Below are 21,532 nucleotides of genomic sequence, written 5' to 3'. Positions count from 1 at the left end.
TTTCATCCCTGCCTCATTGTTGTGGTTCACGCTGGACACACGAACGGCTTGCGCCGGAAGAGCCTGGGTATGGGGAAGCGGGGGCATGGTGGACGGAGCATGGCTGTCTACTGTTCGGGGGCACGGCACGCCTGGAACGCGTCAATCTGATGCGTCGCACCACTGGCTGGCGCCTCCGCCGGTCCATGGAATTGATTCCATGGATTGGCCCTCCGCCGTTCCGGCGTCTGCCGACGACGATACCGGCACGTCCTGGCTGGTTCAGCGGGCTTGGCCAGAAAAGACACCGGGAGAATTTGTACTGGAGGTCCGGACGCCGGGAGTGCCCGGCGTCCGGGGAGCTTATTTGCGTCACGGGCAGTTCGAACTAATCCCGTTGGAGGATCCGGGACTTCCCGCCTTGCGGGGGGAAGCGCAGCAGGGGGAACTGATTTCGTATTGGCCGTACCACCAGGCTGTCGTCCGGGCGGAGGGCCGCTATATAAAGATCTTCGGGCCCGGGGGCGCCGTCGTACCGGCCGAGCGCTGCGCGCAAATGGAGGTCCTGCTGGACGCCGGCAACTTCACAACGCCCAGAATCCTTCGTCAGAGTTCCCAGTCTGACGTCATCGTTTTCAGCGCCATACCGGGACCGACTCTGAACGAGCTGGGCCGGGTGGAAGCGGCCGTCTGCGATGAAGCGTTCGCCAGGGCATGGGAGAAATGGTCGCGCGCCTGGGTCGCGGAACTGAACGGCTCCCATGGTCCAGCAGCACGAGGTGCTCTCGACAGCCTTCCGCTCCGTTCAGCAGAGTGGGAAGCGACGAAGGTGTGTCGACGGGTGGACGACTGGTTGCGGCACAATGAAAACGTCCCCGAGTTGTCGTCTCAGCGCGCTGTCTTGCGCGCCGCCGCAGAGCACGTGGCCATGAACCTGATAGGGACGGCACCGGATCCGGTGGTATGGGCCCACGGAGACCTGTACGACAAGCAAATCATCGTTCCTGACGGCGACATCCCGCCCGGACTGCTGGACTTCGACAGTACGGCCCGGCACGAGGCCGCCCGGGATCTGGCCGGCCTGGACGTCCATCTGGAGCTTCATCTACGCAATAACCGCATGACGCCGGCACGCTACCTGACGGCTCACACGCAGGTGCTGGCCGTGGCCGAGGAACTGCGCGTCAGTCCAGCCCGGTTCGATGCGTACTCGGACGCCATCTGGCTCCGTCTGGCACTTTCGCCGCTACCTGGCCGCTTCTCTCTGGCCATCGGCGTCCTCGCGGAACGGGCCGAAAGGAGCTGAGGCCCTCGAAGCGGCCAGCCCGGCGAGCCCTTGGCATGTTTTGCCGGTTAGCCGCTCACTTAGGTGTAAAAGCGACAGAATGATTGCTACTCTGGATTCTGCACCTAGAGAGAGTGAGCAATGATGCTTCTCGAAAGAGACCTCATCCAGTCCGTCGGCTTCCGCAACGTAATGGACGGCGGACGTGTAACCGGCTTTCAGTTCCGGGTCCGGATGCCTTCCTACCGGGGCATGGCCGCGTCCCTCATCGATGGCATCGCCGTTCGCGTGGGCGGCATCGTCGACGTCGGACCTGACGTTCCGCTGTGGACCTTCGGCGGGCGGACCTACACCCTGCAGCAGCTCTGGGAAAGTGATGGCGTGCGCTGGCCCCTTGAGGAAGCGGCAGTGGTCACCGTTCCCCTCGATGGCGGCCTGCCGCAGGGCGTCCACGAGCTCTCCATCGAGCTGCGGCTGCGGATGTCCTACATACCAGTCGAGCACCAGCCCACCACCCACCGGACCAGCCGCAAGGTGACCCTCGCGCCGGAAGGCGGCGAAGGTACCTTCCGCTACGGCGTTTCCCTCTACAGCTTTATGGGCGATTACGGCACGGTGATGGACCTTGAGACGGCGCTGGCCGCCGTCGCCGACGTGGGCGCCACCGGCGTCGAGATTCTCGGCGAGGGCCACGTTCCCAACTATCCGGAACCGTCCCCGGCCTGGATCGATAACTGGTTCGGCCTGCTGGAGAAGTATTCGCTGGAGCCGACGAACTACGGTTCCTGGATTGACACCCGTCTTCACCCGGGCCGCACCATGACGGTCGCCGAGGGTGCGGAGGCCCTGCAACGGGACCTGCGGCTTGCCAACCAATTGGGTTTCGGCTTCGTGCGCCCCAAGATCGGCGTGGTGTCCAGCGATCTGGTCCCAGACCCCATCTGGACCGAGTCCGTGGAACGCTCCCTTGATCTGGCCCACGAGCTGGGGATCATCATCTGCCCGGAGATTCATTCGCCGACTCCCATCAGGCACCCCGTCGTCGAGGACTACATCGGCCTCATCGAACGAACAGGCACCAAGAACTTCGGCCTGCTCATCGACACCGGAATCTTCCAGGACCGGCCCATTCCGCTGCGTGCAGGTGAGACCCGCGAGACCCGGCCCGCCTTCCTCGACGGCATCGGCGTCGACCCCGCCGACTTCGCCGATATCGCCCAGTATGTGGTGTTCGTCCAGGCGAAGTTCCACGACATCAACGAGCGGCTGGAAGACCAGCAGATTCCCTGGCTGCCCGTGCTCAAGGCCCTCAAGGACTCCGGCTACACCGGTTATCTCTCCAGTGAATATGAAGGCGAACGCACGCCATGGCACGCCATTGACCAAGTGCGGCGCCAACACGCCCTGATCCGCCGCATCACCGGCGAACTTACCTGACCCATCCCCTTTTCCCAGTAAAGAGAGCAACAATGCCAAACGGACTTCTTGACGATGCAAGCCTCCGCACCCATCCCGACGGTCTCGCGCTTGCCCTGACCCTGCCGTGGTACCGAAGTCTGTGGCTCTCCTCGGTCTCCAGCCTGCGGCTCACCGTCGACGGCCAGGATATCCCCGCCGGGAACTTGTCCCTGGAACTGGGCGGTGTCCGCTATGCGCTCCCGGACCTGCCCGCTCAAAGCGAAACGCTCTGGTACCTCCAGGAACATCCCTTGCTAATCGCCACAACGGAGAGCCCTGTTGCCTTGGGCGAGCAGCACACCGTCCGGCTCATCGGTGAGCTGCGCCTGCCGTACATGCAGATTGTGCCCGGCCAGGACGGCGGTCCCGGCATGTACGTTCCCAACTTCGTGAACCAGACGTTGGAGCTGACCGTCACGGACAGGGCTGCGGCGGCACCGGAACTGACGACGGCGGTCACGCCGCCCCCACCGAAAGCGGAGGAAGATCCGTTCTCGCTGGGGCTCACCCTGTACTCGGCAAGCGCCGAATTCCGGGCCGGCTGGTACGACTTCGACGGTCTGCTGAACCGCGTGGCCGAGCTCGGCATCGGCCCCGGGATCGAGATTGTGGCATCGCAGGTCCTGCCTACCTATCCCAACGTGACTGACGACTTCGTGCGCTCGTGGCAGCGCGCCTTCGACAAGCACGGCTTCACCGCCAGCTCCTTCGGCGCCAATCTGGACATGGGACGCCGCCGTGACCGCGACATGACCCCGGACGAGGAGTACGAGTTCACGCAGACACTCTTCCACGGCGCCAAGAAGCTCGGTTTTCCGCTGGTCCGCATCCAGAGCGCGAAGCCGGACCTGCTTCGCCGGCTGCTGCCGCTCGCCGAGGACCTCGAACTCAAACTTGCCTACGAGATCCATGCACCGCTGGGACCCAACTCGCCCGAGATCATGAAGGTCCGCGACGTCTACGCCGAGCTGGATTCACCGCTGTTGGGCTTCGTGGCTGACTTCTCCTCAACCATGCACAGCATGTCTCCCACGCTCCTGCGCGCGGTTCGCCGTGCCGGGCTGGACGATGAAGCTGTCGAAAGGCTGCAGGCTATATGGGGCACTGAGGCACCGATGCGGGTGCGGCAGGAGGAGTTCATTGCGTACCTGCGGGGACATGACTTCGATCCTGCCCGGCTTGGGTCCTTCGCCCACCTGGCGTTCAACATGCACGGCCACGTCAACCCGAAGGAGTGGGCTGACATCATGCCGCAAATCATGCACGTCCACGCGAAGTTCTACGACATTGATGAGCAGGGCAACGAGCCGGCCATCGACTATCCGGAACTGGTCCGCGTATTCGTCGAAGGCGGCTACCGCGGTTACTGGTCCAGCGAATGGGAAGGCCATGCCTTCGCTGAGCTCGGTGAGGTGGATCCGCTGCTGCTGGTGCGGAAGCAGCATGACCTCATCCGCAAGAGCATGCGGACGGCGCTGGCATCAGCCTGACCTGAAAGGCCGACGTCCCATAGCCTCGATGCCCGTCCGTTTAGCCGGCCGGGCATCGAGGCATTTAAGGGGCTTCCTTGGTTGCGGCGGCTGCCACGATGTCGGCAGCCTCTTTGAAGAGGCCCCGCATCCACTCATGCTCGGAGTCGCGGTTGTGCACGGGGTGCCACCACAAGGCATTAACCAGCGGCGTGGCATCGAAGGGCAGCGGCAGGATCCGAATCCCGCCCACGCGCAGGGCGAACGGCACCAGGGCCGCCTGGATGAGCGCGATCCGGTTGGTTCCAACCACAAAGTGCGGCAAGGACTGGAAACTTTCAACAACCACGTCTACGCGGGGCTCAACGCCCAGCTGCTGGATCTGCCGTTCCGCCGACGTTGAGGCTGAGCGCGTCTGATAGGTCATCACCCAGGGAAGTTCAGCGATGTTTTCCATGGTGATTTGCTCGCCGACGGCTTCATTGGACGTGGAGACCACGGCGACCCACCCGTCCCTCCACAGGTCCAGGTAGGGCAGCCCGGTGAGGAATCCATGGGGAATCACCATGCCGTCCACCGATCGAAGGCGGTTGGCTGCATCCTCCACCACCATCGGATTGTGGAGCATGAACCGGAACCGGACTCCTGGGGCGCGCTCGGCTGCAAGCTCGGAAGCAACCCGGCCAATGGTGGTGAAGCCGTAATCCGAGCCGTAGATGGAGAACTCGCGCTCGGATTCTGTGGGCTCCCAGGTGGCCTGGCTTTCGAAGACGCGGCGTGCGGCCTCCAGCGCGGTGGTGGTGTGTTCGGCGAGCCGGAGGGCGAAGGGGGTGAGCTCGTAAGCATTGCCGCGGCGGGCCAGGATCGGGTCCCCGAAGTGGGATCGGAGCCGGGCGAGTGAGGCGCTGAGCGCCGGCTGGCTGAGGTGGAGCCGCTCGGCCGCCCTGGTAACGCTTCGCTCGGTAATGAGGGCATCCAGCGAGATCAGCAGGTTGAGGTCGAGACGGGAAAGCAGGACATGTTTCGTCACGGCGCAGCGATCCTTTGGGAGTGGAACCGTTTCAAGGGAGTGTATCAGCGGGATCAATAACGTAGGCGAAGTCATCAGGGATCTGGATAGACCTTCCGCGGACCCCCGTTAAACTTATGTCCGTCATAGCAAAGACTTATGTGTGTTTTAGGCACATCTCCTGCATACTTGTGAGTGACCGGGGTCACGACACCCGGATTTTTGGACAATGAAGTCAGAAAGGCTGGACATGACACAGCACCGTCGCTATTCAGGCCTGAAGGTCGGCGCCCTCGCCGTCCCCACCGTCGCAGCACTCATTCTTACCGGTTGCTCGGCCTCCACCGGCAGCAGCTCCTCTTCGGGTGGTTCCCAGGAATTTTCACTGTCCTTCGCGACATCCAACACCATCGAGAGCCCCTTCCAGGTGTTGGCAGAAAATTACATGAAGTCACACCCGAACGTGAAAATCACCTTCAATCCTCAGCCGAACGACTCCTATGACCAGACCCTGCGCACACAGCTCCAGGCCGGAAACGCCTCAGACGTCGTAGTGACCTCACCCGGCTCCGGCACCGGCCGCAGCATCCTGCCGCTCGTCCAGGCAGGTTTCCTTGAACCGCTTGACGATGCCGCGAAGCAACTGCTCCCCGAGGGAAGCGCCAGCACCTTTGGAACCGACGGCAAGGTGTACGGCCAGGCCACGGAAATTACGATCTCTGCCTTGGTGAGTAATGAGACGGCTGCAGCTGCAGCCGGCGGCTTCCCTGCCGACTATTCCTCCCTCCAGCAGCAGTGCAAGGCTCTGGAGTCCTCCGGTAAATCCCTCTTTGCCCTTGCCGGATCAGCCCCTCCCAACACAGGGCTGATGGCGATGTCCCTGGCAGCCTCGCGCGTCTACGCGGAAGACCCGAAATGGAACGATAAGCGCGCTGCCAAGGAAGCCACCTTCGCCGGCTCGGACGGTTGGAAGTCGGCCCTCGAAGCAGTTAATACCTTGAAGGACGCGGGCTGCTTCCAGAAGGGTGCTGCCGGCGGCGGCTTCGATGCCATCACCAAGGGGCTTGCCAGCGGAACGTCCGTGAGCGGCTTCATCCCGGCCCCAAGCTGGAAGCAGCTGCAGTCCGCCGCTGGGGGCTCCCAGTTTGCCGTACGGCCGTTCCCCGCGGAACAGGGCTCAGGTAATAGCTACGTATTTGCCAGTGCAAACTACGCCTTCTCCATCAACGCGGCCTCCAAGAACAAGGACGCTGCCAAGGCCTTCCTCGACTGGGCCGCCCAGCCTGAGCAGACCAAGGCCTTCGCAGAAATCGACGGTGCCCTGCCGGTCAGCGGACTCGACAAGTACGATTTCGACGGCGGCGCCTACAAGAACGTCGGAGGCCTGATCAAGGACGGCAAGTACGGCCCGCTGCCCAACATCCAGTGGCCGAATTCCGCCGTCTACGACGCACTGGCCACGGGGGTCCAGGGCATCATCACCGGCCAGAAGAGCCCTGACCAGGTCCTGCAGGCCATGGACGCGGCCTGGGAACAGTAGAGTTCTTCACCATCAACGTTCCGACGACTCAAAGGGACAAGCAAGGAATACCAATGACTGCGACGATGCAACCGAAAAGCGAAGCAGCTGAAGCACCCCGGCGAGGCAAGCGGACGCCGGGGACGGGTGAGAACACCCGTCCCCGGCGGGGGCCCATGGAGTTCGGACACTGGTGGTGGGCGCTGCCCGGGATCGCCCTGGTGTTTGCCATCCACTACGTGGCAACCGGAATCGGCGGATTCTTCGCCTTTACCAACTGGACGGGCATCGGCTCGTTCAAAATCACGGGCTGGACAAACTTTGAGGCCATCTTCAAGGACCCCACGAAACTCGGAGCCCTCTCCAACACCCTCTTTCTGGCCTTTGGCTCGGTTCTCCTGGGCAACATCGCCGGGTTGGTCATTGCGCTGGGCCTGAACCGCGTCGTCAAGACGCGCTACATCCTCCGGACCCTCTTCTTCATGCCGGTGGTGCTCAGCCCGCTAGCCACGGCCTACATCTGGAAATACATCTTCGACTTCGACGGTCCGCTCAATGCCTTCCTTACGGCAATAGGCGCCGGCGACCAGGCCAGGCCGTGGCTGGCCGACCCGCAGTGGGCCATCTGGACCGTGCTGGTGGTGCTGGTCTGGTCTTCCACCGGCTTTGCCATGGTGATTTTTATGGCCGGCCTGGCCGGTGTCCCCGTGGAAGTGGAGGAGGCGGCGGCCATTGACGGCGCCAACCTGTGGCAGCGGTTCCGCAACGTTACCCTGCCCGCCATCCGCCCCGCCGTCGCCATCGCCACCACTCTGGGAATCGTCCAGGGGCTGCGCGTCTTCGATCCCATCATGGCGCTCACCGGCGGCGGACCGGCCGGAGCGACGGAAACGCTGGCCACGCTGGTTTACAAGCAGGCCTTTGCGCTCGGGAACTTCGGCGGCGGTGCCGCCCTGGCCCTGGTGCTCGCCGCCATCATCCTGATCTTCGCCGTTCTCCAGCAGCGGCTGACGCGTTCGAACCCTGAGGACTAAGCCATGTTCCGCTACACCAAGCTCACCCTGCTCCGCGAAGTCGGCCTCTGGGCGCTGGCCCTGGTGTTCCTCGCGCCGTTCTACTTCCTGGTGACAACTGCCCTGAAGCCGGACAACGAGTTGTTCACCACCTCGGCCCTGGCTCCGCCAACAAGCCCCGACTTCAGCAACTTTATCGACGTCCTCACCGCCACCGGCAACTCCAACGTGGTGATGGGCCTGGTCAACAGCGCCATCATCACCGCAGGCAGCATCGTGGGGCTGATCGCACTCGGTTCCATCACCGGATATGTCATCTCCCGCAGCACCCGACGCTGGAGCAAGGGCGCGTATTACCTCTTCCTGATCGCCATCATCCTCCCCGGCCAGCTCGGCGCCGTCCCGCTCTACATGGGTGCACGGGCCCTTGGGCTCACCGGATCCGCTTGGGGCCTGATCATCCTCTACACGGGCATGCTCCTGCCGTTGTCGATCTTCCTCTACGCAAACTTCTTCCGCGGCCTCGGCACGGACTACGAAGAAGCGGCCACCATCGACGGCGCCAGCAAATCCCAGATTTTCTCCAAGGTGGTGTTCCCCATGATGGCCCCAGCCACGGGAACGGTCACCATCTTCGCTGGGCTCATCGTGTGGAACGACTTCTTCACGTCGCTGATCTTCCTGGGCGGCTCCGCCAACCAGACGCTGCCGGTGGCCATGTACTACTACATCGGCTCCCTGGTCTCCCAGTGGAACTCGATCTTCGCGATAGTGATCGTCTCCATGATTCCCATCCTGGCGCTGTTCCTGTTCGCGCAGAAACGGTTCATCCAGGGCTTCTCCGGCGGCCTGAAGGGCTGACCCGCGATGGTTGACAACCGCGCAGCGTTTGAGCGCTTCGTGGAGATCTTCTACACCCAAAAACGGGTGCGTGAAGCCTTCGACTTCCTTGTGGCCGACGACTACCGGCAGCACAACCCGACCATTCCTGACGGGCCTGAGGCGGCAGTACGAATGCTGACGCCGAAGTTCGACGGATCGCCAGACTCCCGGTTCGAGGTTCAGCGCATCCTGGTGGACGGTGACCTGGCGTTGGTGCATGTGCGCGCTTCAGGTCCCGGGCGTCCCGACGCCGCCGTCGCAGACATTTACCGCTTCGAAAACGGGCGGATTGTTGAGCACTGGGACGTGCTTCAGCCGGTTCCCGAGCACCCGGTCCACGACCACCCCATGTTTTAGACCACCATCTCAATTCTCTAGGAGACATCCATGTTTCAACTTTCGCCCAATATCGACCTTTTGTTCGCCGAAGCAGGCGAAAGTGCTGCCGATCGGGTTCGCGCGGCGGCAGCAGCCGGCTTCGACGCCGTCGAAATGTGGGGCCCAACGGGCAAAGACATCCCGGCCCTGAAGCACGCACTCGAGGAAACCGGAGTCCAGCTCACCTCCCAACTGGCGGAACCGCGTATGCAGTTCATGATCCCGCCCCGCAACCACGATGCTTTCTACACCGGGCTGGACGCCGGCGTCGAAGTGGCACAGCAGCTCGGCTGCCCCCGGATGGTAGTGGGCAGCGGTACCGGATTCGGCGGGCGCAAGCGGCAGGACCAGCTGGACGAACTGATCGAGATCTTCACCCGAGGCGTCGCGCACATCGAGGGTTCCGGCATCACCCTGGTCCTCGAACCGGTCAACGTCAGGGTTGACCACCCGGGAGCCCTCCTGGACCGGACCTCGGAAGCCGTCTATGTCGCCAAGGGCGTCAACTCGCCCAACTTCGGCGTTCTCTACGACCTCTACCACTCCACGGTCGAGGGCGAGGACGTGGCCGCCGAGCTCGCCAACGCCGGCGACCTCATCAAGTATGTTCAGATCGCCGATGCGCCGGGGCGCGGCGAACCCGGCTCGGGATCCATCGACTGGCACGCCCGGCTCACGGACCTGGGGAACAGCGGGTATGGCGGCCCCATCGGGCTCGAGTACTACCCCACGATCGACTCGGCGAAGTCCGTCCGGCGCATCCAGGAACTGGTGGCGGGATGGTGAGCGGTAACCGGTATCCCGCTGCGGTCGACGTCGCCATCGTCGGCAGCGGCCCCACGGCATCGGCATACGCGCGGATCCTCAGCGAGGAAGCCCCTGGTGCCACCATCGCCATGTTCGAGGTGGGCCCCACGGTCAGCAATCCACCCGGGGCGCACGTCAAGAACATTGAGGATCCTGAACGCCGCAGCCTCGCGCAGCGGGCATCGGAAGGCCCCGGTGCAGGTGCCGAAACGGTGAACTCACCCGGCGCCGTCAAAAGCGGGGAGCGAAGGGCCAGGCCCGGCACCTACCTGCTCCAGGACGGCTACGTCTTCCCCGGCGAGGACGGGATGCCCGTTGCCGCCATGTCCAGCAACGTGGGCGGCATGGCCGCTCACTGGACCGCTGCCTGCCCCCGCCCGGGCGGCAAAGAGCGCATTCCGTTCCTGCCGGACCTTGAAGAGCTTCTTGAGGACGCCGACCGGCTGCTGGGGGTGACCACCCGCGCCTTTGACGGGGCTCCGTTCTCTGACCTCGTCCGGGAACGACTCGCCGCCGCCGTGGACGCGGGCCGTGGCACCGCCTACCGCGTCCAGCCCATGCCTCTTGCTGTACACCGGCGGGAGGACGGCGGCCTGGTCTGGTCAGGTTCCGACGTCGTGATGGGGGATGTGACCCGCGAAAATCCGCAGTTTGAACTCTTTGATGAGGCGCTGGTAACGCGTGTGCTCCTGGAGGATGGCGCTGCTGCCGGCATCGAAGTCCAGGACCGCCGCAGCGGCGAAACCCATCAGGTGACCGCCCGCTACGTTGTGGTGGGTGCGGATGCCCTGCGCACGCCGCAGCTGCTGTGGGCTTCCGGGATCCGGCCTGACGCCCTGGGCCGTTACCTCAACGACCAGGCGCAGGTGGTGTTCGCGAGCCGGCTGCGTGATGTCACGGCTCCGCAGGGCCGGGCAGCCGTCAACGGCGCGCTCAGTGAGCAGAGCGGAGTTGCCTGGGTTCCCTACACGGACGGGGCGCCCTTCCACGGCCAGATCATGCAACTGGATGCGTCACCGGTTCCCTTGGCCGACGATGACCCCGTTGTCCCGGGCTCTATCGTGGGGCTTGGCCTGTTCTGCGCCAAGGATCTGCAGCGCGAGGACCGGGTGGCGTTCGACGACGGTGTCCGCGACTCGTACGGGATGCCCGCCATGCGCATCCACTATCGCCTCACAGGGCGGGATCACGAGGTGCTGGACCGCGCCAAGCAGGAAATTGTCCGCCTGGGCAAGGCGGTGGGTGAACCGCTCGACGAGCGTCCGTTCGTCATGCCGCCCGGCGCTTCGCTTCACTATCAGGGCACAACCAGGATGGGTGCAAGGGACGACGGCGAGAGCGTGTGTTCGCCCGACAGCCAGGTGTGGCAGGTCCCCGGCCTCTTCGTGGCCGGCAACGGCGTCATTCCCACCGCCACGGCCTGCAATCCCACGCTGACCGCTGTGGCGCTCGCAGTGCGCGGGGCCCGGAAACTCAGAGAAGAACTCAACAGCTCTTTACTTATGTCTGAATCAGACAATAGACTGACTAAATAATGAATAAGTGGTGCGATGCCGCTGCTATTTCGTTCCATCACAGGCAAGGCATGCCGCAGACAAGGAGGTCTCGATGATCGCCGACCGCATAATCGAGCAGGGAACACTGATCACCCAGGACGGCCGTACCGCCGTCGAAGTCCGCATCCCCTGGTACCGGGCCCTGCCGGGTTCCTGCATCGCTGGAGCTGCATTGACAGTGGACGGCGTCGCCGCCCCCGAGGGCTCACTGCGCTGGACCATGAACAACCGCACTTTCAGCTTCGAGGAACTCGTGGACGAGACCGGCGAATGGTGGTTCCCGCTGGACTCGGCAGTCCTTTCGGGCGACCTTCCCGTCCCGGACAGCCGGACCGAGCACGAGGTCAGGGTGGACCTGAAGCTCTACATCCCCTACATCATCACCGACCACGGCGTGCTGCACATCGAAGAGCACGACACCAAGACCATGAAGGTGGGACAGCGATGACCAGCCTCGGCACGCCGATCCAGGGCGTCACCCTTTACAGCTTCACCCGGGCCTTCCACGCCCGGCAGTACGACCTCGATGGCCTGATCCGCAAAGTGGCGGCCGAAGGCTTCGGCCCAGGGCTCGAAGTCATCGGATTCTCCAGCCTGCGCGGCTTCCCGGACCGGATCGATGACAACTTCGTGGGCCAGTTCCGTGATCTTGTGGCCGAGGTTGACCTGGTCCCCACCTCGCTCGCAGTCAACGTTGACACCGGTATCCGCCGCGACCGGCTGATGAACCATGACGAGCTTGTCGAATACATGCGCAAGCAGATCGAAGTAGCCGCCAGGCTCGGCTTCCCGATCGCCCGGGTGCAGATCTCACTGACTCCGGACGCCATGGAAAGCCTGCTGCCCGTGGCCGAGAAGTACGGCGTCACCCTGGCCCTCGAAGTCCACGCGGACCAGCACGGCGCCCACGAGCGTGTCCTGGCCCTTCGCGACCGCTACGAGAAACTCAATTCCCCCTTGCTCGGCTTCACCGCCGACTGGGGTGCCACCGTTACCGGTTTTGCGCCCTCCCTGCTGGAGGCCTACCGCCGCCGTGGTGCTTCGGAGGAACTTCTCGGACAGGTGGTTGACCTGTGGAATGGTTTCTACGTCGACGGACCGCCAAACACGCAAAAGGTTCACGGTGAACGCTTCGGTGCCTTCATCGGCCTGGCCGCCCGGAACGGCCGGCCCGACCTTGGCATTGACTTCGCCATCAACGGAACAGGGCTTTTCGGTCCTGCCCCGCTGGACACCTGGCTGGAGATCATGCCTTGGGTCCGCCACGTGCACGGCAAGTTCTTCGGCATCGACGAGACCGGCGAGGAGCCCTCGGTGCCGGTTCGGAGCCTTGTCCGGCAACTGGTTGAGCACGGCTACTCCGGCGCAATCTCCAGCGAATACGAAGGCTGGCACTGGAACAACTGGCAGGACCCGTTCGACATTATCCGCGGCGAGCAGGCCGTCCAGCGCTCAGCGGCCGCCAACGCCGGTTCGGCCATGATCACCGACGCTTCAGAAGCCCGCCGCATCCTCAACAGCCATCTCGCCCAGCCCGTCCGCGGCTGACAACGAAGGAACCAGAAATCATGTCAGAAGGCATCGCAGGCTCGGGCATCGAGCTTGGCATTACCCTCTATTCGCTCACCTCCGAGTTCGCCGCCGGGCTCTACACCCCTGAGACGCTGATCAAAGCTGTTGCAGATGAAGGCCTCGGCCCGGGGGTTGAGTTCAACATCGCCCAGATGCTGCGCACCTACCCGGACGTCGACGACGACTTCGTCCGCCTGTGGCGCGACAGCATGGACCGCTACGGCCTGACCCCCAGCGCACTGGGCACCAACCTGGACATGGGCCGCCGCAAGGACCGGGACATGACACCCGATGAGGAGTACGACTTCTTCGCCGCGCAGCTGCACACGGCCAACAAGCTTGGTTTTCACCGCGTGGTGATCCGCTCCGCGGGCAAGGAATTGCTCCGCCGGCTGCTTCCCCTGGCCGAGAAGTACGACCAGAAGCTCGGCTACGAAATTCACGCGCCGCAGGGGCCGAACGATCCCAAGATCCTGCAGATCCGCGAGATGTACGAGGAACTGGGAAGCGACCGGCTCGGTTTCACCGCAGACTTCAGCTCGACGATGCACAGCCTTTCCCCGACCCTCTTCCGCACGTTGACGCAAATGGGGCTGCCCGAGGAGCACTTTGCCGTCATGCAGGAGATCTGGCGCAAGCCGTTGCCGATGCAGGAGCGCAACCAGGAGTTCGAGGACTACCTGAACGCCAACAACTTCGACCCCGCGCGCCTTGGTCCCTTCACCCGTCTGGCGTTCAACATGCATGGACTGGTTCCGCCGGAGGAATGGCTGGATATCATGCCGCAGATCTTCCATGTGCATGCGAAGTTCTACGACATCGACGAACACGGCAATGAACCCGCGATGGACATTCCCCGCATTGTGCGCCAGTTCGTCAAGGGCGGCTACCAGGGCTACCTGTCCAGCGAGTGGGAGGGCCACGCGTTCGCCGACCTGGGCGAATCCGATCCGATCGACCTCGTCAAGAAGCAGCACACGCTGATGCGGCATGCCATCGAAGAGGCCGTTGATCCAAATGCATCCGACTCCCACGCGACCCTGGTCGAGACTGTTAAGTAAGGAAAGCCATGGCTACTCACAATTCCCTGTTCCAGGACACCGACGTCCGCAGGCACCCCGAGGGGATTGCCGTATCGGTGCAGCTGCCCTGGTACCGCAGCCTCTGGCTGTCCGCCGTTGACGACGTCGTTGCAACGGTCAATGGCGTGGAGATTCCCAAGGAGTCCCTCCGCTTCGAATTGCAGGACAAGTCCTACTCCATAGCTGAACTCCCGGAGCAATGGGAAACCCTGTGGTTCGTCGCAGACAAGCCCGACGTGATCATCCCGCTGGACCGCGTCCCCGACGCCGGCGAGGAGATCGACGTCGAGGTCATCCTCACCCTGCGCCTGCTGTATATGCAGATCGCGCCGATGCGCTACGTGGGCAACCGCGTCGCGGTTGAACGGACGGTGGTGCTCGCATGAAAACCCTGCGCGTGGCCATGATCGGTTATGGCTTCATGGGTGCTGCCCACTCCCAAGGCTGGCGGACGGCGCCGCGGGTATTCGGCCTGCCTGCCGAGCCGGAAATGGCGGTTATCGTCGGCCGTAACGCTGAAGCGGTCGCCGCCGCTGCCAGCAAGTGGGGCTGGGCCGAGTCAGCAACAGACTGGCGGGACGTGATCGCCCGTGACGATATCGACGTCGTCGATATCGTCACCCCCGGCGACTCCCACGCCGAAATCGCGATCGCCGCGCTGGAGGCCGGGAAGCACGTTTTGTGCGAAAAACCACTCGCCAACTCGGTGGCGGAAGCCGAAGCGATGGCCGAAGCTGCCGAACGGGCGGCTGCCCGGGGCATCCAGGCAATGGTCGGGTTCACCTACCGCCGCGTTCCGGCCGTCACCTTCCTCCGCAACCTCATCGCCGAAGGCGCCGTGGGCACGATCAACCAGGTGCGTGCCTCCTACCGGCAGGACTGGCTGGTGGACCCGGAGATGCCGCTGGCGTGGCGTCTGCAGAAGGAACACGCCGGCTCGGGGGCCCTGGGGGACATCGGTGCCCACGCCATCGACCTGGCCCAGTTCGTCACCGGCTTGAACCTGGAGAAGGTGTCCGGCGTTATCGACACCATCGTGAGGGAGCGGCCTCTTTTGACGGGCTCCACTTCAGGCTCCGGCCCTTCCGATACCGGGCTTTCCGGCGCTGCCGGCGTCGGCTCCGGCCAGGTGACGGTGGACGATATCGCCATCTTCACGGGCCGCTTCGAATCCGGCGCGCTGGCGTCGTTCGAGGCCACCCGGTTTGCCACCGGCCGGAAGAACGCGCTGCAGATTGAGGTTTCCGGGGACAAGGGCGCCCTGGCCTTCGACCTGGAGGACCTCAACAGCGTCCAGTTCTACGACCGCACGGCCCCTGCGGACCGCCAGGGCTTCCGGAAGATCCTGGTCACGGAAGCGGTGCATCCCTACGTTTCGGCGTGGTGGCCGGCAGGCCACATGCTCGGTTACGAGCACGGGTTCTCCCACCAGGTCAAGGACCTCGTGGAGGGCATCGTGGGCGGCTCCGCCCCGCATTCGTCGTTCGCCGACGGGCTGAGGGTGCAGCGGGTGCTCGACGCTGTCGAGCGCAGTTCCGAAAATGATTCCGCCTGGACACGGGTCGCTGCCGGCGTTCCCGTGCCGGCCAGTTGAGGAGGGGAAGTACGTGGCACGACCAATTACCTTGTTCACCGGCCAGTGGGCCGACCTGCCGTTCGAGGAGGTGGCCCGGCTCGCAGGCGAGTGGGGCTACGACGGGCTGGAGATCGCCTGCTGGGGTGACCACTTGGATCCCTGGCGCTGGGACGACGACGCCTATGTGCAGGGCAAGCTGGACATTCTTGAACGCCACGGCCTCAAAGTGTGGACCATCTCCAACCACCTCAAGGGCCAGGCCGTCTGCGACGACCCGATCGACGAACGGCACCGCGGCATCCTGCCGGACGTCGTATGGGGCGACGGCGATCCTGAAGGGGTCCGCCGTCGTGCCGCCGAGGAACTGAAGAACACTGCACGGCTCGCCGCAAAGCTGGGCGTGAAAACGGTGACCGGCTTTACGGGATCGTCCATCTGGAAGTACGTGGCGATGTTCCCGCCCGCCTCCGAAAAGATGGTCGACGCCGGCTACCAGGATTTTGCCGACCGGTGGAACCCCATCCTCGATGTCTTTGACGAGGTGGGCGTCCGGTTCGCCCATGAGGTGCACCCATCAGAGATCGCCTACGACTACTGGACAACGCAGCGCGCCCTCGAGGCGATCGGGCACCGCGAGGCCTTTGGCTTGAACTGGGACCCGAGCCACATGGTGTGGCAGGACATCGACCCTGTGGGGTTCCTGTGGGACTTCAAGGACCGGATCTACCATGTGCACTGCAAGGACACGAAGAAGCGTCTGTCCAACGGGCGCAACGGCCGGCTGTCCTCCCATTTGCCCTGGGCTGATCCGCGCCGCGGCTGGGACTTCATCTCCACCGGCCACGGCGACGTGCCGTGGGAGGATGCGTTCCGGATGCTGAACGCCATCGACTACCGCGGGCCGCTGTCCGTGGAGTGGGAGGACGCCGGAATGGACCGGCTGAAGGGCGCCCCCGAGGCGCTGGCTTTCGTGCGCCGGCTCTCCGGCTATGAACCCTCCGCCGCAGCTTTCGACGCCGCATTCAGCACGAAATAATTCGCAGACAAGTGAGGCCGGCCCCGCGGGGCCGGCCTTTCCTGTGCCATGAGCTTCTTGTATCCGGTCAGCGTTTTATATCGGTCAGAGGGCAGCCCGGGCCGCTGGTGTCGGCTCCACCAATGCTGGCTCCGTGAGGGCTGCCCCCGCCAGGGCCAGGTGACTCCGCGTCATCTCCGTTGGGTCGTCCTGCAGCCACTCGTGGCCGCCCCACTCGCTGGTCAGCGTGCCCGTGAAGCCGGTCCCGCGCAGCAGGCTGCCGAGGTCATGCAGCGGCTGGGAAACCCGGCCGCCGTCGTCGTCCAGATCCCAGAACTTCAGATGGAAGGCGCCCACCAGGGGGAGGATGCGCTGCAGGTCTGCGGCGTCACTGCGGCCGAAGCGGATGAGCAGGTTCATGAAGAGGGTGTGAATGCGCGGCGGAATCTTCCCTGCGCGGAGCAGGGCGGTGACAGCATCGTGGGTGGCGGGATCGCGCCAGTCGTTCTCCAGGCGCGCCAGAAGATCGGAAGGTACGCCGCCCTGCCGCAACTCATGAAGGTAGGTGACGGGAAGGGCCGGCATGAGCATGCTGATGTCGACGAGTACCCGCACGCGCTCATCTGCCAGTCCGGCTATCGCATCCAGTGCTGGTGCCACCGAAGGGTTGTTTGGAGCCTGCTGCCCTTGGATTTCTTCGTAGAGCACCAGGTCGAGTTCATGCAGCAGCGGCTGCAGCAACGTGAGCAGTTCCGTGCCTGCCTGTCCGATCGGTAACCGGATCCCGCGGGCACCCACTCGGCTGGCGGCGCTGAGCTGGGGGACCAGGAAGTCCAAACGCTCCTGCAACGAGCGGCGGTCGGTTGCGGACGTGAAGTCGTCGAGGCTGGCGCCAACGATGCTGACGCGTCCCCCTCTTGCCGCCAGCGAATCCCGCAGTTCGTCTACCTCGGCGTCCTGCGGAGCGGGGAAGGACCGCCACAGCAGCCCAGGTTCGAGCTCTATTGTCTTCGTCACGGACTCCGCGATGCCAATCACAACGTCCGCGGCTGTCCGCCGGGCTGCCGTGATCTCCGGAGTCCAGTTGAACGAGCTGGCGCAGAGGGTCCAGTTCTCAGGAAGTGCGGAGGCCATGAGATGCCTTCCCATTTATGCTTGTTAATGACAAACTTATGTCACTTTTAGGATAAAGGACAAAAGCCATGTTGCAAACCGCTTTGCGCGAAGATGCGCTGACGGCCACGCCGGAAGGCTTTGAACTCCGGCTCGGCCTGTCATGGATCCGCTCAATGCCCCTTTCCAGCGTGGCTGAGCTCGCAGTTGAGGTCGACGGCATCCCGGTGGCACCACGGGAGTTGGTGGTGGTGCTGGGGGCCCGACGCGTGGGTGCGTACGCATTGCAGGCGGAGTCCGGGTGGTGGTTCGTGCAGGACAGGCTGGTCCTGGCCGGCAGGCGCGAGCTTTCCCTCGGGGTGCACGCCATCGCCGTCGACTTCCAGCTGCTGGTGCCCTACCTTCAGGCGCGTCCCGGTTCGCCGCTGGTCCTGCCGTTCCATCTGGAGGCCCAGCTGGAGCTTGACCGGGCGCCGGTACCCAGCGTCTCCCGCGACGTGGCCTGAGCGGCTATGCCCAGGCCACGCAGTGGACCCTATGCGGGAACGGCGTGCCGTTCCGGTGAGGGCCTGCCGTCAGCAAACCAGCGCGGGAAGGTGACATCGAACAGCTGCTCGCGCGCCAGCTCGGCTCCTCCGCGCAGGGGTTCGCGCTCATCGTTGACGGACAAGGTGATGGTGAGGTCGCGGGTGGCGAGCGGCAGGGACAGTTCGTAGACCCGCTGGCGCACTTCGGCCAGGAATACTTCGCCGGCCGATCCCATGGCCCCGCCGATGACGATGATTCCGGGGTTGAACATGTTCACCAGGGCTGCAATGGTCTCACCCGCTACCCGGGCCGACTTTTGAATCAGTGTGATGGCCAGCGGGTCCCCGGCCTGGGCCGCGAGGGTGATCTCCTCGAGGGTCAGTGTCCCCTTTTTTGCCAGCGGAGCCACGGAGCTGTGGGTGCCTTCCCTGACAGCCTCTTCCGCGTCCCTGACCAGGGCCCAGCCGCTGGCCACCGCTTCGAGACAGCCGATCTTGCCGCAGCGGCATTGGGCATGGGAGTCGGAAACCCGGACATGGCCGATGTCGCCGGCCGCGCCGTTGGCGCCGCGGTGGATCCTGCCCTGGGACAGCAGGCCGGCACCGATGCCGGAACCGATCTTGCAATAGATGAGGTTCGCGAGGGATTCGCGACGCCGGGCGCGCTCACCAAGGGCAAGCAGGTTGACGTCGTTATCCACCCACACCGGTGCGTTAAAGCGGTCCTCGAAGGGTGTGCGGACATCGAATCCATTCCACCCGGGCATGATCGGAGGTGCCACCGGTTGTCCCGTGGCGAAGTCAACCGGGCCGGGGAGGCCCACCACCACACCCCAGACGGGCACTTGGTGATCCTTTTTCAGCACGTCGTCAACGAGCGCCATCACGGCGTCAATGGTCTTCTCGGGGCCCTGGGCGATGTCCCAGGTGCGGTGCGTGTGTGCCAGAATGTCGCCGTCCAGGGCAGTGACGCCAACCCTTATATGAGCGGCTCCGAGGGCGCATATGACGATCCGGCCCTGCTCCGCGCGGAAGCGAAGGGTCCGGGGCGCGCGGCCACCGGAGGAGGCACCGAATTCTCCATCCCCGAGAAAGCCGATCTCAATGGCCTGGTCCACACGCTGGCTGACAACTCCCCTGCCCAGCCCGGTGACCTTGCCGATTTCAGGGCGCGTTGTTGCCTCGCCCGTTCGCACCAGGTTGACGATCCTCAGCAGGCTCGTCACTTCATCCGTTTGTGCTCCAAAGCGGAGTGTGGACTCTGTCGTCATGATCACAATTCTCACACATAAGGGGGGACTAAGGTGGGGTTGAACGCGACTATAGCCGGATATTTTCGTACTTATGAATAATAAGGACAAAAGAGGGGGAGGCGACGATGCCTTGGAATATAGGAGTTCTTGGGGCCGGGCCGGGCGTCGCGGCCCTGCATCTGCCGGTGCTGGGGCGCCTGGCGGAGCTGTTCAAGGTGGTGCACATTGCCGATGCGGGAAGTGGGCGCGCCCAGGACCTGGCCGAAAGGCTTGGTGCCCGGTGGTCAGTGGGGGAGGCGGACCTGCTTGCGGACCCGGCTGTCCACCTGGTGGCCATCTGCAGCCCGCCCGCTGAACATGCCCGCCAAATCCTGGCGGCTGTAGCCGCGGGGAAGCCTGCCATCTTTTGCGAGAAGCCGTTGGCCACCAGCAGGGAAGAAGCCGACGAAGTCATCTCTGCCTGCCGGCTCGCGGGAACGGTCCTTCTGGTGGGGACGAACCACCTGTTTGACGCCGCGTGGGGGCGGGCCAGGCATCATCTTGTGGCCCTCGCGGGCCGGGTACAGGCGATCTCCGTGACGCTGGCGCTCCCGCCGAATGACAGGTACCACCGGCTGGTCGCCGAGGGCGGCCCTTTCCAGGCCGCCCGGCGGGGACGCCTGGACCTCGACAGTCCTGTGGTTGCGGCCGGCGTCCTGCGGCAGCTGCTGACCGGTCTTGCGATCCATGATCTCCCGGCCGTGAGGGACATCGCGCCAGGCATCGACGAGGTTGTCTACGCCAGGGTCGCTCCGCCAGTCGGCTACCTTGTGGGGTATCGGGCCGGCGGAATCCTGGTCCAGTTGGCGCTTACCATGCTTCCGGAAGGACCGGATGCCCTCTGGAGGATGAATATCGCCACCTCCCACGACCGCATCGAGGTGAATTTCCCGCCCGCCTTTGTCCATGCCGGAAGCGCGGCCACCCGAGTGCGAAGCACGGACGGGCAGTGGACGGAGTACAGGCGGGATCCGGAAGACGGCTATATGGCTGAGTGGCGCCTGCTTGCCTCGCTCCTTGAAGGCGGGGTCCCGGTGGAGTACGACGAGCTGCTGGCTGACTCGCACTTTGCAATCGACCTGGCCGATGCTGCCGCAGCCAAGGTTCTGGAAGGGGTGCCGCAATGAGTTCGGCAGATCCAGGGCTCGGCATCTTCACGGTGTTGCCCTCCTATGTCGCGGCTGTCGCCGAGCTTTCCGTCAGCGCTGCACTCACCGGAGACGTCAGCGGGGCGGTGGCTGTGGTGCCTGGATCCGGCGATTGGTGGCAGGGCATGCTGGACGCCCGGGCCAGGGGAGCGGCGGCCGTGGTGATTGCGGACCCTGCTGCGCTCCCGCAGAAAGGAATCGGAGCCTACCCGTGGCCCGGTGACATCCCGGTCATCGTTGAGCGTCCCCGGCTGCGCCCGGATGTGGTTGCCGATGCCCTCCGGGCCAGACGAGGCAGGCCGGCCCGGATCGTCACCGTCGAGTGCGCTGCCCCCGCGGCAGGTCTTGAAGCGGTAATCCGCGACGGCTTGGGCTGGGCCCGGTCACTGGTCCGGGGCCCGTTGACGCTCCAGGTGTGCAGTGCCACGGCGCAAGCCAGGATTGCCCTGCTGGATTCAGGGGGATCCGCGGGCGCGGCAATACCCGTCACCCTGGGGGCGACGGCGGCAGCGGGCCTTCACGCCGACGGCCTGCTCCAGGTGCTGGGCCTCGGCGAGGTGCGAACCGAAGTCACCATGGACCAGCAGGCCGGGCTGACGCGGCTGGAGACGTCCACCGGGGACGGGACACTAAGGGCTCCGGAGCGCTATGAATCATCAGCCCGTCTGGCGCTGCGCCGGGCTATCGAGGCGCGGTCTTCCGGTCAGCCCGGAACGGACCTGGATGAGCTGCTCGAGGACATGTCCCTCACGCGCGCCGTGCTTGCTACATAAATGGGCACCCGCCATACGCGTCTAATTCACGCATTCTTTTGTTGCTTTCAAACTAAAGTGCGGTAGCATGAGTAACGGC

Annotated in this window: 21 protein-coding genes; 18 read left to right on the top strand and 3 right to left on the bottom strand. The window is 64.4% G+C overall.

What is annotated here, in order from left to right; translation table 11 throughout:
- The first annotated feature begins 535 nt into the window (after positions 1 to 535).
- The 3 genes from AC1DNG_RS13965 (at position 536) to AC1DNG_RS13955 (ending at position 4,212) form a co-directional block, all read left to right on the top strand.
- The gene (locus AC1DNG_RS13965) at positions 536 to 1,285 is read left to right on the top strand and encodes a hypothetical protein (protein ID WP_476873464.1); all 750 of its coding nucleotides are present in this window, start codon (positions 536 to 538) and stop codon (positions 1,283 to 1,285) included.
- 123 nt (positions 1,286 to 1,408) lie between these two features.
- Positions 1,409 to 2,701, top strand: a complete 1,293-nt coding sequence (locus AC1DNG_RS13960; RefSeq protein ID WP_476887631.1) for a C-glycoside deglycosidase beta subunit domain-containing protein — start codon at positions 1,409 to 1,411, stop codon at positions 2,699 to 2,701.
- Positions 2,702 to 2,733: 32 nt separating this feature from the next.
- Positions 2,734 to 4,212 (top strand): sugar phosphate isomerase/epimerase family protein, encoded by a 1,479-nt coding sequence (locus AC1DNG_RS13955; protein WP_476887626.1) that lies wholly within the window; start codon positions 2,734 to 2,736, stop codon positions 4,210 to 4,212.
- Between the two features lie 64 nt (positions 4,213 to 4,276).
- Here AC1DNG_RS13955 and AC1DNG_RS13950 read toward each other — a convergent pair whose 3' ends face one another.
- Positions 4,277 to 5,221, bottom strand: a complete 945-nt coding sequence (locus AC1DNG_RS13950) for a LysR family transcriptional regulator (protein ID WP_476873462.1) — start codon at positions 5,219 to 5,221, stop codon at positions 4,277 to 4,279.
- Between the two features lie 229 nt (positions 5,222 to 5,450).
- On the opposite strand from AC1DNG_RS13950, the gene AC1DNG_RS13945 reads away from it, so the two are divergent.
- The 12 genes from AC1DNG_RS13945 (at position 5,451) to AC1DNG_RS13890 (ending at position 16,621) form a co-directional block, all read left to right on the top strand.
- Positions 5,451 to 6,740 (top strand): ABC transporter substrate-binding protein, encoded by a 1,290-nt coding sequence (locus tag AC1DNG_RS13945; protein ID WP_476887625.1) that lies wholly within the window; start codon positions 5,451 to 5,453, stop codon positions 6,738 to 6,740.
- 53 nt (positions 6,741 to 6,793) lie between these two features.
- The gene (locus AC1DNG_RS13940; protein ID WP_476887624.1) at positions 6,794 to 7,753 is read left to right on the top strand and encodes a carbohydrate ABC transporter permease; all 960 of its coding nucleotides are present in this window, start codon (positions 6,794 to 6,796) and stop codon (positions 7,751 to 7,753) included.
- 3 nt (positions 7,754 to 7,756) lie between these two features.
- The gene (locus AC1DNG_RS13935; RefSeq protein WP_223913472.1) at positions 7,757 to 8,593 is read left to right on the top strand and encodes a carbohydrate ABC transporter permease; all 837 of its coding nucleotides are present in this window, start codon (positions 7,757 to 7,759) and stop codon (positions 8,591 to 8,593) included.
- A 6-nt stretch (positions 8,594 to 8,599) separates the two neighbouring features.
- On the top strand, positions 8,600 to 8,971 hold the full coding sequence (locus tag AC1DNG_RS13930; RefSeq protein WP_476849724.1) for a nuclear transport factor 2 family protein: 372 nt from the start codon (positions 8,600 to 8,602) through the stop codon (positions 8,969 to 8,971).
- A gap of 30 nt (positions 8,972 to 9,001) precedes the next feature.
- The gene (locus tag AC1DNG_RS13925; RefSeq protein WP_476887623.1) at positions 9,002 to 9,778 is read left to right on the top strand and encodes a TIM barrel protein; all 777 of its coding nucleotides are present in this window, start codon (positions 9,002 to 9,004) and stop codon (positions 9,776 to 9,778) included.
- Complete coding sequence (locus tag AC1DNG_RS13920; RefSeq protein WP_476887622.1) at positions 9,772 to 11,334, top strand: GMC oxidoreductase; 1,563 nt, start codon at positions 9,772 to 9,774, stop codon at positions 11,332 to 11,334. Before AC1DNG_RS13925 ends, AC1DNG_RS13920 begins: the two co-directional genes overlap by 7 nt.
- 73 nt (positions 11,335 to 11,407) lie before the next feature.
- Positions 11,408 to 11,803 (top strand): C-glycoside deglycosidase beta subunit domain-containing protein, encoded by a 396-nt coding sequence (locus AC1DNG_RS13915; protein ID WP_476859983.1) that lies wholly within the window; start codon positions 11,408 to 11,410, stop codon positions 11,801 to 11,803.
- Positions 11,800 to 12,903 (top strand): sugar phosphate isomerase/epimerase family protein, encoded by a 1,104-nt coding sequence (locus AC1DNG_RS13910; protein ID WP_476871442.1) that lies wholly within the window; start codon positions 11,800 to 11,802, stop codon positions 12,901 to 12,903. The genes AC1DNG_RS13915 and AC1DNG_RS13910 overlap by 4 nt, the downstream gene beginning before the upstream one ends.
- Before the next feature lie 20 nt (positions 12,904 to 12,923).
- The gene (locus AC1DNG_RS13905; protein ID WP_476887621.1) at positions 12,924 to 13,988 is read left to right on the top strand and encodes a sugar phosphate isomerase/epimerase family protein; all 1,065 of its coding nucleotides are present in this window, start codon (positions 12,924 to 12,926) and stop codon (positions 13,986 to 13,988) included.
- A gap of 8 nt (positions 13,989 to 13,996) precedes the next feature.
- Positions 13,997 to 14,395 (top strand): C-glycoside deglycosidase beta subunit domain-containing protein, encoded by a 399-nt coding sequence (locus AC1DNG_RS13900; RefSeq protein ID WP_223913478.1) that lies wholly within the window; start codon positions 13,997 to 13,999, stop codon positions 14,393 to 14,395.
- Complete coding sequence (locus tag AC1DNG_RS13895) at positions 14,392 to 15,603, top strand: Gfo/Idh/MocA family protein (RefSeq protein WP_476887620.1); 1,212 nt, start codon at positions 14,392 to 14,394, stop codon at positions 15,601 to 15,603. Before AC1DNG_RS13900 ends, AC1DNG_RS13895 begins: the two co-directional genes overlap by 4 nt.
- Before the next feature lie 13 nt (positions 15,604 to 15,616).
- Positions 15,617 to 16,621 carry a sugar phosphate isomerase/epimerase family protein gene (locus tag AC1DNG_RS13890; protein WP_476849718.1) on the top strand — a complete coding sequence of 335 codons (1,005 nt, stop codon included), beginning with the start codon at positions 15,617 to 15,619 and terminating at the stop codon, positions 16,619 to 16,621.
- An 84-nt stretch (positions 16,622 to 16,705) separates the two neighbouring features.
- On the opposite strand, the gene AC1DNG_RS13885 is transcribed toward AC1DNG_RS13890, so the two are convergent.
- The gene (locus AC1DNG_RS13885; protein ID WP_476887619.1) at positions 16,706 to 17,749 is read right to left on the bottom strand and encodes a restriction endonuclease subunit R; all 1,044 of its coding nucleotides are present in this window, start codon (positions 17,747 to 17,749) and stop codon (positions 16,706 to 16,708) included.
- Positions 17,750 to 17,802: 53 nt separating this feature from the next.
- Between AC1DNG_RS13885 and AC1DNG_RS13880 the strand changes: the two genes are divergently transcribed.
- Positions 17,803 to 18,219: a C-glycoside deglycosidase beta subunit domain-containing protein gene (locus tag AC1DNG_RS13880; protein WP_476849716.1), complete on the top strand. Its 417-nt coding sequence runs from the start codon at positions 17,803 to 17,805 to the stop codon at positions 18,217 to 18,219.
- Positions 18,220 to 18,248: 29 nt separating this feature from the next.
- Here the strand turns inward: AC1DNG_RS13880 and AC1DNG_RS13875 are convergent, their stop codons facing one another.
- A complete protein-coding gene (locus tag AC1DNG_RS13875) occupies positions 18,249 to 19,511 on the bottom strand; it encodes an ROK family protein (RefSeq protein ID WP_476887618.1) in 1,263 nt (420 codons plus the stop codon).
- A gap of 107 nt (positions 19,512 to 19,618) precedes the next feature.
- Here AC1DNG_RS13875 and AC1DNG_RS13870 point away from each other — a divergent pair, with 107 nt between their 5' ends.
- Positions 19,619 to 20,659, top strand: a complete 1,041-nt coding sequence (locus tag AC1DNG_RS13870) for a Gfo/Idh/MocA family protein (RefSeq protein ID WP_476887617.1) — start codon at positions 19,619 to 19,621, stop codon at positions 20,657 to 20,659.
- Positions 20,656 to 21,453 (top strand): hypothetical protein, encoded by a 798-nt coding sequence (locus AC1DNG_RS13865; protein ID WP_476887616.1) that lies wholly within the window; start codon positions 20,656 to 20,658, stop codon positions 21,451 to 21,453. Before AC1DNG_RS13870 ends, AC1DNG_RS13865 begins: the two co-directional genes overlap by 4 nt.
- The last annotated feature ends 79 nt before the right edge of the window (positions 21,454 to 21,532 follow it).

Source organism: Arthrobacter sp. 01T425, from assembly GCF_056398725.1.
The sequence above is the reverse complement of the archived record's forward strand: the minus strand, read 5'-3'. Positions and strand labels throughout refer to the sequence as shown.

Bases quoted from the DNA above. Each gene is read 5' to 3' on its own strand.
- AC1DNG_RS13925 (WP_476887623.1), top strand. From the start codon at position 9,002: ATGTTTCAACTTTCGCCCAATATCGACCTTTTGTTCGCCGAAGCAGGC.
- AC1DNG_RS13900 (WP_223913478.1), top strand. From the start codon at position 13,997: ATGGCTACTCACAATTCCCTGTTCCAGGACACCGACGTCCGCAGGCAC.
- AC1DNG_RS13930 (WP_476849724.1), top strand. From the start codon at position 8,600: ATGGTTGACAACCGCGCAGCGTTTGAGCGCTTCGTGGAGATCTTCTAC.
- AC1DNG_RS13945 (WP_476887625.1), top strand. From the start codon at position 5,451: ATGACACAGCACCGTCGCTATTCAGGCCTGAAGGTCGGCGCCCTCGCC.
- AC1DNG_RS13910 (WP_476871442.1), top strand. From the start codon at position 11,800: ATGACCAGCCTCGGCACGCCGATCCAGGGCGTCACCCTTTACAGCTTC.
- AC1DNG_RS13940 (WP_476887624.1), top strand. From the start codon at position 6,794: ATGACTGCGACGATGCAACCGAAAAGCGAAGCAGCTGAAGCACCCCGG.
- AC1DNG_RS13935 (WP_223913472.1), top strand. From the start codon at position 7,757: ATGTTCCGCTACACCAAGCTCACCCTGCTCCGCGAAGTCGGCCTCTGG.
- AC1DNG_RS13865 (WP_476887616.1), top strand. From the start codon at position 20,656: ATGAGTTCGGCAGATCCAGGGCTCGGCATCTTCACGGTGTTGCCCTCC.
- AC1DNG_RS13905 (WP_476887621.1), top strand. From the start codon at position 12,924: ATGTCAGAAGGCATCGCAGGCTCGGGCATCGAGCTTGGCATTACCCTC.
- AC1DNG_RS13875 (WP_476887618.1), bottom strand. From the start codon at position 19,511: ATGACGACAGAGTCCACACTCCGCTTTGGAGCACAAACGGATGAAGTG.
- AC1DNG_RS13965 (WP_476873464.1), top strand. From the start codon at position 536: ATGGAGGTCCTGCTGGACGCCGGCAACTTCACAACGCCCAGAATCCTT.
- AC1DNG_RS13920 (WP_476887622.1), top strand. From the start codon at position 9,772: ATGGTGAGCGGTAACCGGTATCCCGCTGCGGTCGACGTCGCCATCGTC.
- AC1DNG_RS13955 (WP_476887626.1), top strand. From the start codon at position 2,734: ATGCCAAACGGACTTCTTGACGATGCAAGCCTCCGCACCCATCCCGAC.
- AC1DNG_RS13870 (WP_476887617.1), top strand. From the start codon at position 19,619: ATGCCTTGGAATATAGGAGTTCTTGGGGCCGGGCCGGGCGTCGCGGCC.
- AC1DNG_RS13880 (WP_476849716.1), top strand. From the start codon at position 17,803: ATGTTGCAAACCGCTTTGCGCGAAGATGCGCTGACGGCCACGCCGGAA.
- AC1DNG_RS13960 (WP_476887631.1), top strand. From the start codon at position 1,409: ATGCTTCTCGAAAGAGACCTCATCCAGTCCGTCGGCTTCCGCAACGTA.
- AC1DNG_RS13915 (WP_476859983.1), top strand. From the start codon at position 11,408: ATGATCGCCGACCGCATAATCGAGCAGGGAACACTGATCACCCAGGAC.
- AC1DNG_RS13885 (WP_476887619.1), bottom strand. From the start codon at position 17,749: ATGGGAAGGCATCTCATGGCCTCCGCACTTCCTGAGAACTGGACCCTC.
- AC1DNG_RS13895 (WP_476887620.1), top strand. From the start codon at position 14,392: ATGAAAACCCTGCGCGTGGCCATGATCGGTTATGGCTTCATGGGTGCT.